Below are 14,820 nucleotides of genomic sequence, written 5' to 3' on the forward strand. Positions count from 1 at the left end.
CTTGTTCACGGCGCACGCAGGAAGGGCGGCCGGACCCGCGTACGCAGATCCGACCGCCCTCCATGAGGCGTGTGCGACCGTGCCGCTACCTCGACCTGCTGCTGATACGGCGCAGGAGCACGAAGCCGGCGATCACCAGCAGTCCTCCGGCCGCCGCAGGCCACAGGCTCGTACCCGTTTCCGCGAGTCCGCCCGTCACCGTCTGCGGGGCGGCAACGCCGCCCGCGTCCTCGGGTTCGGGGCCGGGTACGGCATCGCCCGTGTCCGCGCCGCCCGTGGAACCGGCGGCATCGCTCTGGGTCGCCGACGGTGACGTGGCCGCCTTGGGCTCGGCGTTGCCCTTGCCCTCGTCGTTCTTGCCCTTGTCGGCGCCTCCCGCGGCCTCGGTGTTGCCGGCCGTGGGCTTGGCGGTGTTCTTGCCGCCGTTGTCCGCGGGGGTCTCGCTCTGGCCGTCGTCCCCGGGCTCGTCGTCACCCGGCTGCTCGGTACCGGGCTGTTCCGTGCCCGGCTCGTCGTCGCCCGGCTGCTCGTTGCCCTCGGTCGGGTCCGGGGCCGGAGTGGTCGCCGGCGGGTCGGTCGGCTCCTCGCCGCCGCCTCCGTTACCGCCACCGCCGTTGCCGCCGCCTCCGTTACCGCCGCCGTTGCCGCCGTCATCGGCGCCGTCGCACTTACGGCCCTCGTTGATGCAGTCCACCATCTCCTTCATCAGCGCCTCGTCGAAGACGTTGATGAAGTCGCCGTGGTCGGTGACCGGCTTGTGCAGCTGCTCCGGGAAGGAGTCCACCGCGAAGAACGGCTTCGACTTGCCGCCGTCGGCCACGCTGGGCGCGTCGACGTCGTAGACGATGCGCTGGACCAGCTGCGGAATGGCCTTGAAGTCGTTCGCGCAGGTGCCGTCGGCGGTCGCGAACGCCACGTGCGTGCGGTGGTTGGCACTGTCGATGTTCCGGCCGTCCCAGCAGCTCTGGAACCTGAAGGTGCGGACCACGTCACTGCCCTGGGGGCAGAGGGGGTACTTGTCCTTCAGCTGCCGGTCCTCGAAACCGGTGCAGCTCCACGACGCGTTGGCGTTGGTGGGGCCGTTGACGAACGCCTTGGCGTCGCCGGTGATGATGCGCAGCAGCTTCGGCATGGCCGTGACCTCGCCGCGCGGGCTGCCCTCGAACGACATCGTGGCCGCCTTGGGCCTGATGATCTCGCCGGCGTTGCCCTCGATGCCACCGCCCGGAGAGGCGGCGTCCTTCTCTTCGGCACCGTTCTGCAGACGCAGCACGGGCCAGAAGTACGAGGACTTGTCGCCCTGGTCCTCGCAGGAGGTCTCGGCGTTCGCCAGGTCCTCGTCGCTCGCGAAGGCGTCGTTGGACTGGTTGCCGACGTAGTCGTGGAAGTGGTGGGCGCCGTTGCTGACACCGGGAGCCACGATCACGTTGTCGGAGTTGAACAGCCCGTTCTCGTTCGTACCGCACTTGGTGACGAAGGAGCCCTTGGAGGCGTTGCCCTGGGCGGCCGGCTTCGACACGTTCGGCTCGACGGTGGAGATGTCCACGAAGTCGCCTGCGACGGGGCCGTTTCCGGCCTGGCCGCCGTTGCCGGGAGGCTGCTCGCCCTGTCCCTGCTCGCCGCCCTGTTCCTGGCCCTGGTCCTGGCCGTCGCCCTGATTCTGGTCCTGGCCGTCCTGGCCCGCGCCGTCCTCGGCGTTGTCGCCCTGGGCGTCGCCGTTCTCCTGGCCGTCCTGTCCGTTCTCCGGCTTGTCCTGATTGCCGGAGGCGCGAAGTATGCAGGGCGCGAAGGCGTCCAGCCCCTCGGGGCGGTCACCCACGGCGTCGATGGCCGCCACGATGCGCTCGATGGTCGCCGCTCGCTTGTCCTTGAGCGGATTCATGATCGAGTTCTGCGCGAAGGCGGCGTCCTGCTTGATCGCGTCTGCGGAGCTCTGCAGCCGCTGATAGGCCTCGGCGATCTGCTTGTCCAGGAGGGCGAGTTGCTTGTCGACCTCCGTCTTGGACCCGTCCGGCACCGCGGCCAGCTCACTGCCCACATCCGGGCAGTCGATCGTGGCGGCACCCGAGGCAAGGACCTGGTCGGTCTGGCCCGAGGTGCTCTCGGAGGCAGTGGCGTAGACGTTCGCCGCTACCAGTCCGCCTCCTCCCAGCATCAGCGCGACCGCCCCGATGGTCGCGCGTCGTGCGCCTGTTGGGCGTCTGCGCGTGTTGCGTCCCAAGGATCTACTCCTACGCTTCGTTGCCGACGGGCATGGCAATCCCCCGCTTCATACGGAGATGAAGCTCCGAGTGTTCAGACACATCTCGGATTCATAGAAACCTCTCACGAACCAGACGTTTGCGAGACCCGTGTCCGGGCAATCACGTTTTCCTGCGGTCTGGTTGGGGAAGGGCATTCTGATGCGCTCCGTGAGGGCGCGGCTGCGTGCGTTTCCGCCGGTTTGCGCCGGGCAGGTCGCCACTCGTGGCCGGTTCTCCCGGCGGCCACGGACGAAATATGCCATCACCTCGCGTGCCTTGCGCCCCTGTTGGCGCGAGTCAGGCCTGCGCCCACACCGGCCGCGGCGAACCCGATCGGGCACCGCGCGCCGGGGGTCGCGTGCCGCAGATTACGGATCGCGTGCCTGGGCCACGTCCACGGCAGCTCGCGCGAGCGCCGCGCACCCCGGGCCACGCTTACCTGCGCGAGGCACGGGCGGCGCCGGGCCCGCAGCAACCCGTACCCGCGCACGACAGCCCCGCCGGTCGCACGGGCCACCAGGGGCGCACCACGGCCGGTGCCCGACGCCGGCAGCGGGGTCGTGGCTCGTGACTCGTGGCCGCTCTGCCGTCGGCGGCGTCCGGGCGCATCATGAAAGTGGACGCATTTTCCCTGGTCCACGGCTGGAGCGCGTACGGAGGCCGTCATGCGAACCCCGGACCGCTACCGACTGACCTTCACCCATGGGCGATCGGGCGGCGAGGCCGTCACGGACGAGGTGGTCGTGGAACGGACCACCTCCCTCGGGCCGGGCGGCAACCCGGTCTACTGCGATCGCACCGGCATCCTGCGCGCCGAGATCAGCCGGGCGGGCGAGGTGCGGATGCTCGCCAGCGGCGGCCATCAGTCGCCGTCGGCGCCGTCCGCCGAGCCGCTGCCCTGAGTCTCTGAGCCGTTCCCCTGAGCCTCCGAGCCACTGCCCTGAGCCTCCGGGCCTCGCGCCGCGAGGGGCGGCCGGACGGGACGGCCGGTAGTGGCGGCCGGGGCAGGAGGGGGCGATGCGCCGACGCGCCCTTCGCCCGGGTTTCCGCCAGAGGTCCGGCCCACCTGGGCAAGACCTTCACGCGTCACACCAGGGGCGCCCCTCGCCTCCTGGCCCCCGGCAGTGTAGACATGAGCATATGGTCCGATTCTTGGGTCGATCCTGGGCCCGGTCGACCTCCCGCCCCAGCGGCCTGCGCGCACGACGCAGGCGTGACCGCCCCGGCCGAGCCCACGGGCGGCGGACACAGCAGGTGCCCCACCGACCGGCCGGTCGGCAGGGAGACGGCGAGCAGCCGCCCGGGTCCGCAGGGGCGCGGTCGGGGCTGGGCGGACGCAGCGTCGCAGGCCAGGTCTTCCTGCTGCAGGTGGCGATCGTGCTGCTGCTGGTCGTGGCCGCGGCCGGCGCCCTGGTCCTGCAGGTGCGCCACGACAGCACGACGGAGGCGCGGAACCGCTCGCTGGCCGTCGCCGAGACGTTCGCCGACGCTCCGGGCACCCGCGAGGCGCTGAGCGCCCCCGATCCCACGGCCGTGCTCCAGCCGCGCGCCGAGGCGGCCCGCACGGGGTCCAAGGTCGACTTCATCGTGGTGATGAACACCGACGGCATCCGCTACACCCACCCCAAGCCGGACCGGATCGGTAAGAAGTTCGTCGGAACCCTCGGCCCGGCGCTGGCGGGCAAGTCCTTCACCGAGGAGATCACCGGCACCCTCGGGCCGCTGGTGCAGGCCGTGGTGCCGATCAAGGCCGACGACGGCAAGGTCGTTGGCCTGGTCTCGGCGGGCATCACGACCGAGAACGTGGGAGGGGTCGGGGACCGCCAGCTGCCCCTCCTGCTGACCGCCGCGGCGGCGGCCCTGGCTCTGGCGCTGGCCGGCACGGCCCTGGTGAGCAGACGCCTGCTGCGCCAGACCCACGGCCTCGGACCGTTCGAGATGACCCGGATGTACGAGCACCACGACGCGGTGCTGCACGCCGTCCGCGAGGGAGTGCTCATCGTCGGCGGCGAGGGCACACTGCTGCTCGCCAACGACGAGGCGCACCGGCTGCTGGACCTCCCGGAGGACGCCGAGGGACGCCATGTCCTCGAACTCGGTCTGGACGCGGGCACCGGCGCCCTGCTGGCCTCGGGGCACGTCGTCACCGACGAGGTGCGCCTGGTCGGCGACCGGCTGCTGGCCGTCAACCAGCGCCCCACGGACCTCAAGGGCGGACCGGCGGGCAGTGTCGCCACGCTTCGCGACTCGACCGAGCTGCGCGCGGTGTCCGGCCGGGCCGAGGTGGCCCGGGAACACCTCAAGCTCCTGTACGACGCCGGGGTGGGCATCGGTACGACCCTGGACGTGACCCGGACCGCCGAGGAACTGGCCGAGGTCGCCGTCCCGCGGTTCGCGGACTTCGTCACGGTGGATCTGGCCGAGGCGGTGCTGAGCGGCGAGGAACCGGACGCGGGCACCTCACTGCGCCGCACGGCGTTGAGCGGGATCCGCAAGGACGCCCCCCTGTACGGGGTGGGCGAGCGGATCGGGTTCATCGCCTCCACCCCGCAGGCGCACAGCCTCGGCACCGGCGAGGCCGTGGTCGCGCCCGCGCTGAAGGAGGCGCACGGCTGGCTGGCCCAGGACCTGGAGCGCACCGCGCAGGTCGTGGAGTACGGGATCCACTCGCTGATCACGGTCCCGCTGCGGGCGGGGCACCTGGTGATGGGCGTGGCGAACTTCTGGCGCTCCGAGAAGCCCGAGCCGTTCGACGAGGAGGAGCTGGCCCTCGCCGAGGAGCTGGTCGCCCGGGCCGCGGTCTCCATCGACAACGCGCGCCGCTACACCCGCGAGCACACCATGGCCGAGACCCTGCAGCGCAGCCTGCTGCCCCGCAATCTGCCCGAGCAGAGCGCCCTGGACATCTCCTACCGCTACCTGCCCGCCCAGGCGGGGGTGGGCGGCGACTGGTTCGACGTGCTGCCGCTGTCCGGCGCCCGGGTCGCGCTGGTCGTCGGCGACGTCGTGGGCCACGGCCTGCACGCGGCGGCCACCATGGGCCGGCTGCGCACGGCGGTGCACAACTTCTCCGCGCTGGACCTGCCGCCCGACGAGCTGCTGGGGCTCCTCGACGAGCTGGTGGGCCGGATCGACCAGGACGAGGCGACGGAGGACGGCAGCGCCGCGATCACCGGTGCCACCTGCCTGTACGCCGTCTACGACCCGACCACCCGGCAGTGCACCGTGGCCCGGGCCGGCCACCCGCCGCCCGCGGTGGTCCGTCCGGACGGCAGTGTCGACTTCCCCGAGGTGCCCGCCGGGCCGCCGCTCGGTCTGGGCGGTCTCCCCTTCGAGACGGCCGAACTCAAACTGGAGGAGGGCAGCAGGCTCGTCCTCTACACGGACGGGCTCGTCGAGGACAGGGAACGGGACATCGACGTCGGCCTCGAACTCCTGCGGACCGCCCTGACCGGCGCCGACCGTTCCCCGGAGGACACCTGCCAGGCCGTCCTGGACGCCCTGCTGCCGCCCCGCCCCAGCGACGACATCGCGCTGATCGTCGCGGGCACCCGCGCCCTCGGCGCCGACCGTATCGCCGAATGGCGGGTGCCGTCCGACCCGGCGGCCGTCGGCGAGGTACGCGGCTCGGTCACCCGGCAGCTCACGGAGTGGGACCTGGACGACCTGGCGTTCACGACGGAACTGATCCTCAGTGAGCTGGTCACCAACGCGATCCGGTACGGCACCGGCCCCATCGAGGTCCGGATGATCCTCGACCGCAGCCTGATCTGCGAGGTCTTCGACGGGAGCAACACCTCACCGCACCTGCGGTACGCGGCCTCGACGGACGAGGGCGGTCGCGGTCTGTTCCTCGTGGCTCAGCTCACCGAGCGCTGGGGCACCCGCTACACCCCCGCGGGCAAGGTCCTCTGGACGGAACAAGCGCTCCCCTGAGTCGGCGCTCTCCCGTGCCGAGCGGTCTGGTGAACGGTCCGGCAGACGGTCCGGCGAACGGCCACTCAGGGCTTGCCGTTCCCCTGGAGGCGCTCCAGGTCGTCGGGGCGTACCTGGATGACGAACAGCGCGACCAGGGCCGCGAAGAGGGCGAAGATCGCGGCGATGACGAAAGCGTGCGAGATGCCCGACGTCAGCACCTGGTCGCCCCAGGGCGAGGGGAGTTCGCCGGTCCTGCGGAACCGCAGGCGCTGGGCGGGGGTCGCCTCCGCCATGAACGCGCGGACCTGGTCGGCGGCCTCGTTGCGACTGGCCGTGCCGAAGACCGTGACCAGGACGGACAGGCCGAGCGAACCGCCCACCTGCTGGGTCGCGTTGAGGATTCCGGAGGCCGCCCCCGCCTCCTGCGGAGCCACACCCGACACCGCCATCAGGGTCAGCGACACGAAGTTCAGCCCCATGCCGAAGCCGAAGACCAGCATGGGCCCCAGGATGCTGCCCGCGTAGGTGCTGTCGACCTCGGTCAGGGTGAGCCAGGCGAGGCCGACGGCCGACAGGATCGCGCCCACCGTCATGAACGGCTTGGGGCCCCATCTGGGCAGCAGTTGCGAGGCGAGCGCGGCGCCCACCGCGATGATGGCGCTGACCGGCAGGAAGGCGAGGCCGGCCCGCAGCGGGCTGAAGCCGAGGACGTTCTGCACGAAGAGCGTCAGGAAGAAGAACATGCCGAACATCGCCGCGGCCAGGCTCAGCATGATGGCGTAGACACCGGCGCGGTTGCGGTCGCGGAACATCCACAGCGGCGTGATGGGCTGCCTGGACCGGCTCTCGACGAAGACGAACGCGGCGAGGAACACCACGGCCGCCACGAACGCCCCCACGGTCAGGCCGTCGCTCCAGCCCTCCTCCGAGGCGCGGATGAAGCCGTAGACGAGCAGCACCATGCCCACGGTGGAGGTGAGTGCGCCGAGGACGTCGAAGTGGCCCGGCATCCGTTCGGACTCCCGGATGTAGCGGGGTGTCGCGAGCGCGATCAGCAGGCCGATGGGGATGTTGACGAACAGGACCCAGCGCCAGTCCAGCCACTCCACGAGCAGGCCGCCCGCGAGCAGGCCGATGGCGCTGCCGCCGGCCGAGACCGCGGCGAACACTCCGAACGCCCTGTTGCGCTCGGGTCCTTCGCGGAACGTGGTGGTGATCAGCGAGAGGGCCGTCGGGGAGGCGATGGCGCCGCCGACGCCCTGCAGGGAGCGTGCCGCGAGCAACTGCCAGGACTCCTGGGACAGTCCGCCGAGCAGCGAGGCCAGCACGAAGAGCAGTACGCCGAAGACGAAGACCCTGCGGCGGCCGAGGATGTCACCGAGCCGACCGCCCAGCAGGAGCAGACCGCCGAAGGTCAGCGTGTAGGCGTTCACCACCCACGAGAGGTTCTCGGTCGAGAAGCCGAGCGAACTCTGGATGTGCGGGAGGGCGATGTTCACGATGGTGATGTCGAGGACCACCATCAGCTGGCACGAGGCGATGACGAGGAGTGCGATTCCGCTGCCGTGGCCCCGCTCCGGGGACTTGGCAGTGTCGGAAGGTGTCGCGTGTGAGCCCGTCATGGGATCGGCCTGTGTTCCGGCGACGTCCGGTTCCGGACGACCGCTGTACCGACGTTAGCCCCGGGCTCCCGTCCCCACCAGTCGATCACCGGGACCGCGGGCGACGCCCGGGACGGCCGGCGGGATGCGGGCTCTCACGGTGGTGCGTGGTGCTCCGCCCCGCTCAGTCCTCGCCCCTGACGATGTTCCCCTCCGGCTCCGCGGAGGTGCGGCGGGTGTCCCTGTCGGCCGTCGCCGGAAGGCAGAAACGCACGCCTCCCACCCGGCGGCGGCGAGCCTGCGCCCAGCCGGTCTCGGGGCGGCGGACGGTGTCCTGAGTGCTGCCGTACGCGGTCACGACTCCTCACATTCCTTCCGCGGCCCTGTCCCCACCCGGGGCCGGGCTGCGTCATGTTGCTGCCGTTTGTCGTCCACCGGGCCGGGTCCCCCGCAGCGGTGCCCGGAAACCCGGCGCGTCCGGGCCGCGCCCGCCGGTCCCCCGTACGGGTGGATCAGGCGTCAGCGGTCGGTCCGGGTGTCCTGCTCGTGGGCCGGGGCCGACCGCGGTGAGGGGGGTCTCGTGTCTCGCTCGGCGTCGTGCTGGTCGAGCAGTGACAGCAGATCCGCGACCGACAGACCGGCGTCGGCCGGGTGGCGCAGGATCGTCCCCGGCTCGATGCGGTATTCGTTGCTGCGCCCCTGCCGGGTGTGGGTGAGATAGCCACCCTGCTCCAGATCGGAAATGATCTTCTGTACGGCACGCTCGGTCAGCCGGCAGCGTGCGGCGATGTCCCGGATGCGGGTGTTCTGGTTCTCGGAGATCGCGGCCAGCACGCGGGCGTGATTGGTGAGGAACGTCCAGCCGGTGTGTGTCTCAGGTACTTCACCCATGACCCCCAGCATACGACCTGCCATTCACGCAAACCAAAGGGTGAAAGATTTTTCATGTATCTCTTGACGTGTGAAGATTTGGGGCGGAATCTGGAGGAGACAGTGACGGTGGATGCCCCGGGAGCGGCTGCCATGTCGGAACCAAGTCGGAGCGCTCGGACACTTCGTGTGCAGGTCGGCGGTTCACGCACAGCCTCCCGCTCCCGCGAAGGGCCGCCCGGCCCCGCGTGCGAGCACACCCCCGCAGCCCTGAAGACCGAACGCTCCGGCCTCGGCGTCATGCCGCTCGTCCGCCGACGCACCCCGACGCCCGCGCCACGGCACGGAGCACAGCACCCTGGAGGAGAGATCGTTGTCCGGTGACGCCACGGAGACCGTCGACATCGTCGATGCCGCCGACGCCGAACAGAGTCTGCGCGTCGAAGTCCTCCAGTTGAAACGCGCCATGGAGACGCGGCCGGTCATCGACCTGGCCCGCGGGGTCCTGATGGCGTCCTTCGGGCTGAATCCCGAGGAGGCGTGGAGCGTACTCGTCACGGTCTCCCAGAAGGCCAACATCAAGCTGTTCCACCTCGCCGAGGGCACGGTGGCCGCCGTCACGGGCGAGCCCCTGCCCGAGCCCCTGCGACAGCACCTGTCCGCGGCGGTCGCCGATCTCGCCGCACTCCGCTCGGCGACCCGGGAATCGGAGCCGTGAACCCGGAGGACCTTCCGCCCGACGGGGACCTTCCGGCCGACGCCGAGGCCGGCTCCTCGGCGGACACCCCGTCGCCTCACAGCGCCGCCAGCACCTCCGCCCGGTAGTCGGTGTAGACGGCGCGCAGGGCGGGAGCCGGCCAGTGCGCCGGGAGGAGTTCACCGGGCAGCACCGGGTCGGTGACCAGATGCCGTACAACGGCGGCGAACGCGGCGAAGCGGTCGGCGGGCCGTGCCGTGCGGGCCACGTGCGCCAGCAGGGAGTCGGCGGTGTCGGCCCAGCCGTCCAGCGGCCAGAGACTCTCCGCCAGCGAGAGCGAAGGCTGCTCCGGCCGGGCGGTGAACCGCTCGGTGAGATGTGTCAGACCTGCGGGCCACGGGCGCCGCAGGTTGGCCGGCCGCAGCCACACCCCCTCCCGCAGTTCCGCCAGGCGCAGGCCGGACAACTCGGCGCGCAGTTCGGCCCGTTCGGCCGGACCACGGCCGGTGGCGGTGACGACGACCGTCTCCCACGTGCCGTCCCAGTCCCGGGTCCTCGGACGCACGGCCTCGTCCTGGCGGCGCTGCCGTTCCAGCAGCCGTTCGCTGAGCCGGTAGACGCCGTCGGCCCGCCGCAGGTCGCCCGCCGTCACCATCCGGCTGAGGACGGCCCGCAGCGTGGAGCCCGCGATACCGAACGGCTCCACGCTACGGATCAGGTCCCGCACCGGAAGCCCGGGAGGGTGAACGCCCAGGAGGAGGCTCAGGACGACCGATCGTGCGGACAGCGGGCGCAGTCCGGGGTCGGCCGGTGACCGGGGCTCGTTCATCCGCATGGACGGCATTGTGCCCGGTCGGGCGAACCGGCTCGCAACGGCGGCCGGGAAGCGAGGTTGTTACACCATTGCTGCGACCGTAGAAATAGTGCAACACTGCGGACATGGTCCCGATACTCGCGCCGGAACGGTCCGCCACGCACGACGTCACCAACCAGGCCCCCGCCCTGGCTCCGTACGACGCGGCCGATGACGCGGCGCTGTTGGAAGGGCTCCGCCGCGAGGGCGCGGGGTGGGCCGAGGAGGACATCCGCAGGCTGGGCCGCGTGGCGGGCGGCGAGGAGGCCCAGGAGTGGGGCGAGCAGGCCGACCGTCATGAGCCGGAGCTGCGTACGCACGACCGTTTCGGCAACCGAATCGACGAGGTCGAGTTCCACCCCGCCTGGCACCGGCTGCTGGGCACCGCGGTGGCCGAGGGGCTGGCCGCCGCGCCCTGGGCCGACGACCGGCCCGGCGCCCACGTGGTCCGCACGGCCGGCGGACTGGCGTGGGGGCACACCGACGCCGGGCACGGCTGCCCCACCTCGATGACCTACGCGGCCGTACCCGCCCTGCGCAAGCAGCCCGAACTGGCCGCGGTGTACGAGCCCCTGCTGGTGAGCCGCGTCTACGAGCCGGGGCTGCGCGTCCCGAGCGGGAAGCGCGGACTGCTGGCGGGCATGGGCATGACCGAGAAGCAGGGCGGCTCGGACGTCCGCACCAACACGACGGCCGCCGCGCCGACCGCGGAGCCGGGCGTGTACACCCTGCGCGGCCACAAGTGGTTCACGTCCGCCCCGATGTGCGACGTGTTCCTGGTCCTCGCCCAGGCACCGGGCGGACTGTCCTGCTTCCTCGTGCCGCGGATCCTGCCCGACGGCAGCCGCAACACCTTCCGTATCCAGCGGCTCAAGGACAAGCTGGGCAACCGCTCGAACGCGTCCTCGGAACCGGAGTTCGACAACACCGTCGCCTGGCTCGTCGGCCCCGAGGGACAGGGCGTCAAGACGATCATCGAGATGGTCAACTGCACCCGGCTCGACTGCGTGATGATGAGCGCGACGCTGATGCGCAAGACCCTCGTGGAGGCGGGCCACCACACGAAGCACCGGGGCGCCTTCGGTGCGCTGCTGATCGACCAGCCGCTCATGCGCAACGTACTGGCCGACCTCGCGCTGGAGTCGGAGGCCGCCACGACGCTCACACTGCGGCTCGCCGGCGCCGCCGACCGCGCCCTGCGCGGTGACGCGCAGGAGGCGGCCTTCCGCCGGATCGCCACCGCCGTCGGCAAGTACTGGGTGACCAAGCGCGGTCCGGCGTTCACGGCCGAGGCGCTGGAGTGCCTGGGCGGCAACGGCTATGTGGAGGAGTCGGGCATGCCCCGCCACTACCGCGAGGCCCCTCTTCTCTCCATCTGGGAGGGGTCGGGGAACGTCAACGCCCTCGACGTGCTGCGGGCTCTTGGCCGGGCGCCCGAGACCGGCGAGGCACTGTTCGCGGAGCTGGCCCTGGCAGACGGCGCCGACGCCCGGCTGGACGCGGCCGTCGGCAGGCTCAAGGACCAACTGCGCGACCTGCGCGACGCCGAGACGGGCGCCCGTCGGCTGGTGGAGCTGATGGCGCTGACACTGCAGGGCTCACTCCTGGTCCGGCACGCACCGGCGGCGGTCGCCGACGCCTTCTGCGCGACCCGGCTCGGCGGCGACTGGGGCCACTCCTTCGGCACCCTTCCCGCCGCCGCGGACCTGACCGCGATCCTGGACCGCGCCCTGCCCGACACGGCCGCACGGGGTTAGGCGCGCGCCCTCGCCGGGCGGGGATCATGCTGAACGCCCCTGTCGGCGGGCGCGTATGACTTCCCGGAACCGCTCCCACAGCAGGGGCGGCAGGTGCGTGCACACCGGGATGAGACGAGGGATCGATGACCGAACAGCGTTACCACGTCATGGGGATGACCTGCGGCCGCTGCGCCGACAAGCTCGGGTCCGAGGTGGGCGGGGTCCTCGGTGTGAACGGCGTGCACGTCGACCTCGACACCGGGTCGGTGACCGTGACGGGTGAGGCGTTCGACGGCGCGAAGGTCTGCGCGGCCATCGCGGGAGCCGGCTTCGAGGTCGCCGCCGTGCTCTGACCCCCGTCTGCCGCACGCACGGGGCGCCCTGTCCAGCAGAAAAGATGCCTTTCATCCTAACGAAGGGCACATCCGGGCGGACCACACGAGCCGGACTCCGCGTCCACTAGCTTCCCTTCCCTGCGCATGAGCCCGCACATCGAGGCACATCAGGGCGCATCAGGGACAGAGGAGCGACGTGGCCGGAGTGAGCCTCCCGGAACATCCGTACGACCGCACGGAGGCGACCCGGCTGCTGTGCGCCGGCACGTATCAGGACGCCGCCTTCCGGCGGCGGGTCATCGACGAACTGGTGGTCCACCAGGAGCGTCCCGTGGCCCCGCCGCTGGGGGTCGACGTGCTTCCCGTGCTGGCGCACGCCGTGCGGATCACGCGGCAGGAGTCCCGTACCGCGGGGCTGATGCTGATCGCCTGGCTGGGGTTCCTGCTGTCCGACGTGGTGATGTTCTGGGACAGCCTCGCCGACCGCGGGGGCATGGGGGCCGAGGTCGACCTCGGTGACGTGTTCACCGCGTTCTACCTGGGCGACGACAGGCTGACCGCCGGAATGCCCATGCCGTGGTCGCAGTTCTACGCGTTCGTCGCCCTCGGCCTCTGGTTCGCCCACACCATGCGCGCGCAGGACACCGACGGCGGTCAGGCGGGCCTGTCCGCCCCCGTGGCGAAGGCCGCCGCCGGTCTCGGCCTCGTGGTGACCGTGTGCGCCACGCTGTTCGCCGTCTTCTACTGGTGCTGGTTCCTGGCCGGGGTCCTGGACGGTGACGTACAGACGCCCTACCCGCTGCTCTTTCCGCTGCTCATCGCCCTGATCGCCTGGTGGCACGAGACCAATCGGCGCAGGGCCCTGTGCCGCTGGCTGTCCCGCTGGACGTTCCGGACGACGCCTCAACCGGAGCTGCCCGCGGGCCCGTTGTACGAGGACCTGGTCGCGAGCATCAGCCGCGAGCAGACGGCCGCACTGACCCTGTACGAGCCGGACAGTCCCTTCGTCGGGATGGGCTCGCCCCGCCGGGCATGGTCCTTCGCGATGGAACTGCGCAAGCGCTCCGCCCCGCCGAACGGGTCCGACGCCCCGGACACCGGCTCCCTCTCCCCCTCCCCCGACGGGTCGCTGATTCCGCACCAGAACCACGGCCCGCTCACCGCCGAGGGCGCGCTCGCCATGATCGAGCCGCAGCTGGTGCGGCTGCGCGAGTCCGCCGCGCTCACCGGGAAGGACCGGCTGCGCGAGCTGGAGGTCGACCGTTTCGTCTATCTGCCGGGCGGTGTCGGCCGCGACGAGCTGCTGCGCCTCGGCGGCAGCGCCGACGCGCACGCCGTACCGGCGGACGGACAGCACGACGGTGACGGCCGGACCGTCTACGACCCCGCCCAGGTCGCCGCCCATCTGACGGAGGCCGTCGACGAGGGCGGCGAGGGGCGGCGCGTCTTCCTCCGTGTCCGCATCGGCGCCTGGCACGAGCAGGTCGTGGTGACCGTCCTGGTCCGCGTGCACACCCAGGGCGGCATGCTCGTGATGGAGGTCGTCCCCTACGTACTCGGCCCGGTCCGCAAGGACTTCAGGAGTGTGGACGCCCTCGTGGAGCGGCTGCCCGAGAACTGGGCGCGCGGTGCCGTACGCGCCCTGGGACACGGCCCCGCGACCGGGGTGAGCACCGCTCTCGGCGCGCTGGGGACGCTCATCAGGGAGATCGGCACCGGGTGGTCCGACCGGGAGGCGGACCCCGACGTGCCCCGTGTCTCGCTGCGCCAACTGGCCTGCACGACGGATCTTTCGCCGTATCAGGAGATGGACGTCACCAGGTACATCAAGACGGTCCAGGAGCGCATCGTGAACGGCATGCGCGAGGCGCTGCAGTCCCACGGCTACCGGACCGACCAGTTCGAACAGCACGTCTACCAGCTCAGTGGCGGAAGCGTCTTCGTCCAGGACATGTCCGGCGGCGCCGTCGCCACGGGCAGCCACGGCAGCGCGACCGCGCACGGCAACGCCCCCGCGTCGGCGAACGGCACGCCGCCGCGCACCGGCGCGTAGAAGCGCACAGAAACCGAAAACCGCACCCGAGCCCGAACCTGAACCCGAATCCGAGCCCGAATCCGAACCCCGGCCCCGAGGAACCAGCACATGAACGAGACAGGACAGCCCACCGGCGGCCGGCCCGCGCAGGACGGCGGATCCGGCAGTGTGAACATCGGCTCCATGAGCGGCGGTTCGATCGCCACCGGCAGCCACGGGCACGCGACGTCCGTCAACCGGACCGCGGCGGAGGCCGCCCTGCCGCACGAGGAGCTGCTGCGGGCCGTCCGCGCCCTCCGCGAGGCCCTGCCCGTCGGGGAGCGCAGCGCCGAGGACATGTTCCTCGACGGCGAACTGGCGGACGCGGAGAGCGAGATCGTCCGCACCGGGGTGGCTCCCCCGGAGCGTCTCACCCGGCTGCTGACGGGCGTCCGGGGCTGGCTCGGATCGCAGGCCGCGGCCGCGGGGGCGGTCGCCTCGGCCACCGCCGTGGTCCAGGGCATCGCCCAGCTCCTCGGATGACGGGCCC

The 14,820-nt window shown here is 71.6% G+C and carries 12 protein-coding genes; 7 read left to right on the plus strand and 5 right to left on the minus strand.

Translation table 11 applies throughout. The annotated features are described in order from the left end of the window. Positions 1 to 85: 85 nt before the first annotated feature. Positions 86 to 2,221, minus strand: coding sequence for a DUF1996 domain-containing protein (locus J8N05_RS25640; protein ID WP_247706480.1), 2,136 nt, complete (start codon positions 2,219 to 2,221; stop codon positions 86 to 88). Between the two features lie 687 nt (positions 2,222 to 2,908). On the opposite strand from J8N05_RS25640, the gene J8N05_RS25645 reads away from it, so the two are divergent. Then, entirely contained in the window at positions 2,909 to 3,145 is a 237-nt protein-coding gene (locus J8N05_RS25645) for a DUF6296 family protein (protein WP_210886462.1), read from the plus strand. A gap of 238 nt (positions 3,146 to 3,383) precedes the next feature. Continuing rightward, a complete protein-coding gene (locus tag J8N05_RS25650) occupies positions 3,384 to 6,179 on the plus strand; it encodes a SpoIIE family protein phosphatase (protein WP_210886464.1) in 2,796 nt (931 codons plus the stop codon). Positions 6,180 to 6,244: 65 nt separating this feature from the next. On the opposite strand, the gene J8N05_RS25655 is transcribed toward J8N05_RS25650, so the two are convergent. From J8N05_RS25655 to J8N05_RS25665, 3 genes are all read right to left on the minus strand, one after another. Beyond that, positions 6,245 to 7,783 (minus strand): MFS transporter, encoded by a 1,539-nt coding sequence (locus J8N05_RS25655; RefSeq protein WP_210886466.1) that lies wholly within the window; start codon positions 7,781 to 7,783, stop codon positions 6,245 to 6,247. A 163-nt stretch (positions 7,784 to 7,946) separates the two neighbouring features. Beyond that, positions 7,947 to 8,120: a hypothetical protein gene (locus tag J8N05_RS25660; protein WP_199854609.1), complete on the minus strand. Its 174-nt coding sequence runs from the start codon at positions 8,118 to 8,120 to the stop codon at positions 7,947 to 7,949. A 161-nt stretch (positions 8,121 to 8,281) separates the two neighbouring features. Next, the gene (locus tag J8N05_RS25665) at positions 8,282 to 8,653 is read right to left on the minus strand and encodes a helix-turn-helix transcriptional regulator (protein WP_210886468.1); all 372 of its coding nucleotides are present in this window, start codon (positions 8,651 to 8,653) and stop codon (positions 8,282 to 8,284) included. Positions 8,654 to 9,005: 352 nt separating this feature from the next. Between J8N05_RS25665 and J8N05_RS25670 the strand changes: the two genes are divergently transcribed. Further along, positions 9,006 to 9,350, plus strand: a complete 345-nt coding sequence (locus tag J8N05_RS25670) for an ANTAR domain-containing protein (protein WP_247706481.1) — start codon at positions 9,006 to 9,008, stop codon at positions 9,348 to 9,350. A gap of 76 nt (positions 9,351 to 9,426) precedes the next feature. Here J8N05_RS25670 and J8N05_RS25675 read toward each other — a convergent pair whose 3' ends face one another. Beyond that, positions 9,427 to 10,164, minus strand: a complete 738-nt coding sequence (locus J8N05_RS25675) for a PaaX family transcriptional regulator C-terminal domain-containing protein (protein ID WP_210886470.1) — start codon at positions 10,162 to 10,164, stop codon at positions 9,427 to 9,429. Between the two features lie 104 nt (positions 10,165 to 10,268). On the opposite strand from J8N05_RS25675, the gene J8N05_RS25680 reads away from it, so the two are divergent. The 4 genes from J8N05_RS25680 (at position 10,269) to J8N05_RS25695 (ending at position 14,813) form a co-directional block, all read left to right on the plus strand. After that, positions 10,269 to 11,939 (plus strand): acyl-CoA dehydrogenase family protein, encoded by a 1,671-nt coding sequence (locus tag J8N05_RS25680; RefSeq protein WP_210886472.1) that lies wholly within the window; start codon positions 10,269 to 10,271, stop codon positions 11,937 to 11,939. A 125-nt stretch (positions 11,940 to 12,064) separates the two neighbouring features. Continuing rightward, positions 12,065 to 12,274 carry a heavy-metal-associated domain-containing protein gene (locus J8N05_RS25685; RefSeq protein WP_210886474.1) on the plus strand — a complete coding sequence of 70 codons (210 nt, stop codon included), beginning with the start codon at positions 12,065 to 12,067 and terminating at the stop codon, positions 12,272 to 12,274. A gap of 178 nt (positions 12,275 to 12,452) precedes the next feature. Continuing rightward, positions 12,453 to 14,309 (plus strand): hypothetical protein, encoded by a 1,857-nt coding sequence (locus J8N05_RS25690; RefSeq protein ID WP_210886476.1) that lies wholly within the window; start codon positions 12,453 to 12,455, stop codon positions 14,307 to 14,309. A 90-nt stretch (positions 14,310 to 14,399) separates the two neighbouring features. After that, a complete protein-coding gene (locus J8N05_RS25695; protein WP_210886478.1) occupies positions 14,400 to 14,813 on the plus strand; it encodes a hypothetical protein in 414 nt (137 codons plus the stop codon). The last annotated feature ends 7 nt before the right edge of the window (positions 14,814 to 14,820 follow it).

This window comes from Streptomyces liliiviolaceus (genome assembly GCF_018070025.1).
In the GTDB taxonomy this organism is placed as follows: domain Bacteria; phylum Actinomycetota; class Actinomycetes; order Streptomycetales; family Streptomycetaceae; genus Streptomyces; species Streptomyces liliiviolaceus.

Bases quoted from the DNA above. Each gene is read 5' to 3' on its own strand.
- J8N05_RS25645 (WP_210886462.1), top strand. From the start codon at position 2,909: ATGCGAACCCCGGACCGCTACCGACTGACCTTCACCCATGGGCGATCG.
- J8N05_RS25650 (WP_210886464.1), top strand. From the start codon at position 3,384: ATGGTCCGATTCTTGGGTCGATCCTGGGCCCGGTCGACCTCCCGCCCC.
- J8N05_RS25655 (WP_210886466.1), bottom strand. From the start codon at position 7,783: ATGACGGGCTCACACGCGACACCTTCCGACACTGCCAAGTCCCCGGAG.
- J8N05_RS25665 (WP_210886468.1), bottom strand. From the start codon at position 8,653: ATGGGTGAAGTACCTGAGACACACACCGGCTGGACGTTCCTCACCAAT.
- J8N05_RS25675 (WP_210886470.1), bottom strand. From the start codon at position 10,164: ATGCGGATGAACGAGCCCCGGTCACCGGCCGACCCCGGACTGCGCCCG.
- J8N05_RS25680 (WP_210886472.1), top strand. From the start codon at position 10,269: ATGGTCCCGATACTCGCGCCGGAACGGTCCGCCACGCACGACGTCACC.
- J8N05_RS25685 (WP_210886474.1), top strand. From the start codon at position 12,065: ATGACCGAACAGCGTTACCACGTCATGGGGATGACCTGCGGCCGCTGC.
- J8N05_RS25695 (WP_210886478.1), top strand. From the start codon at position 14,400: ATGAACGAGACAGGACAGCCCACCGGCGGCCGGCCCGCGCAGGACGGC.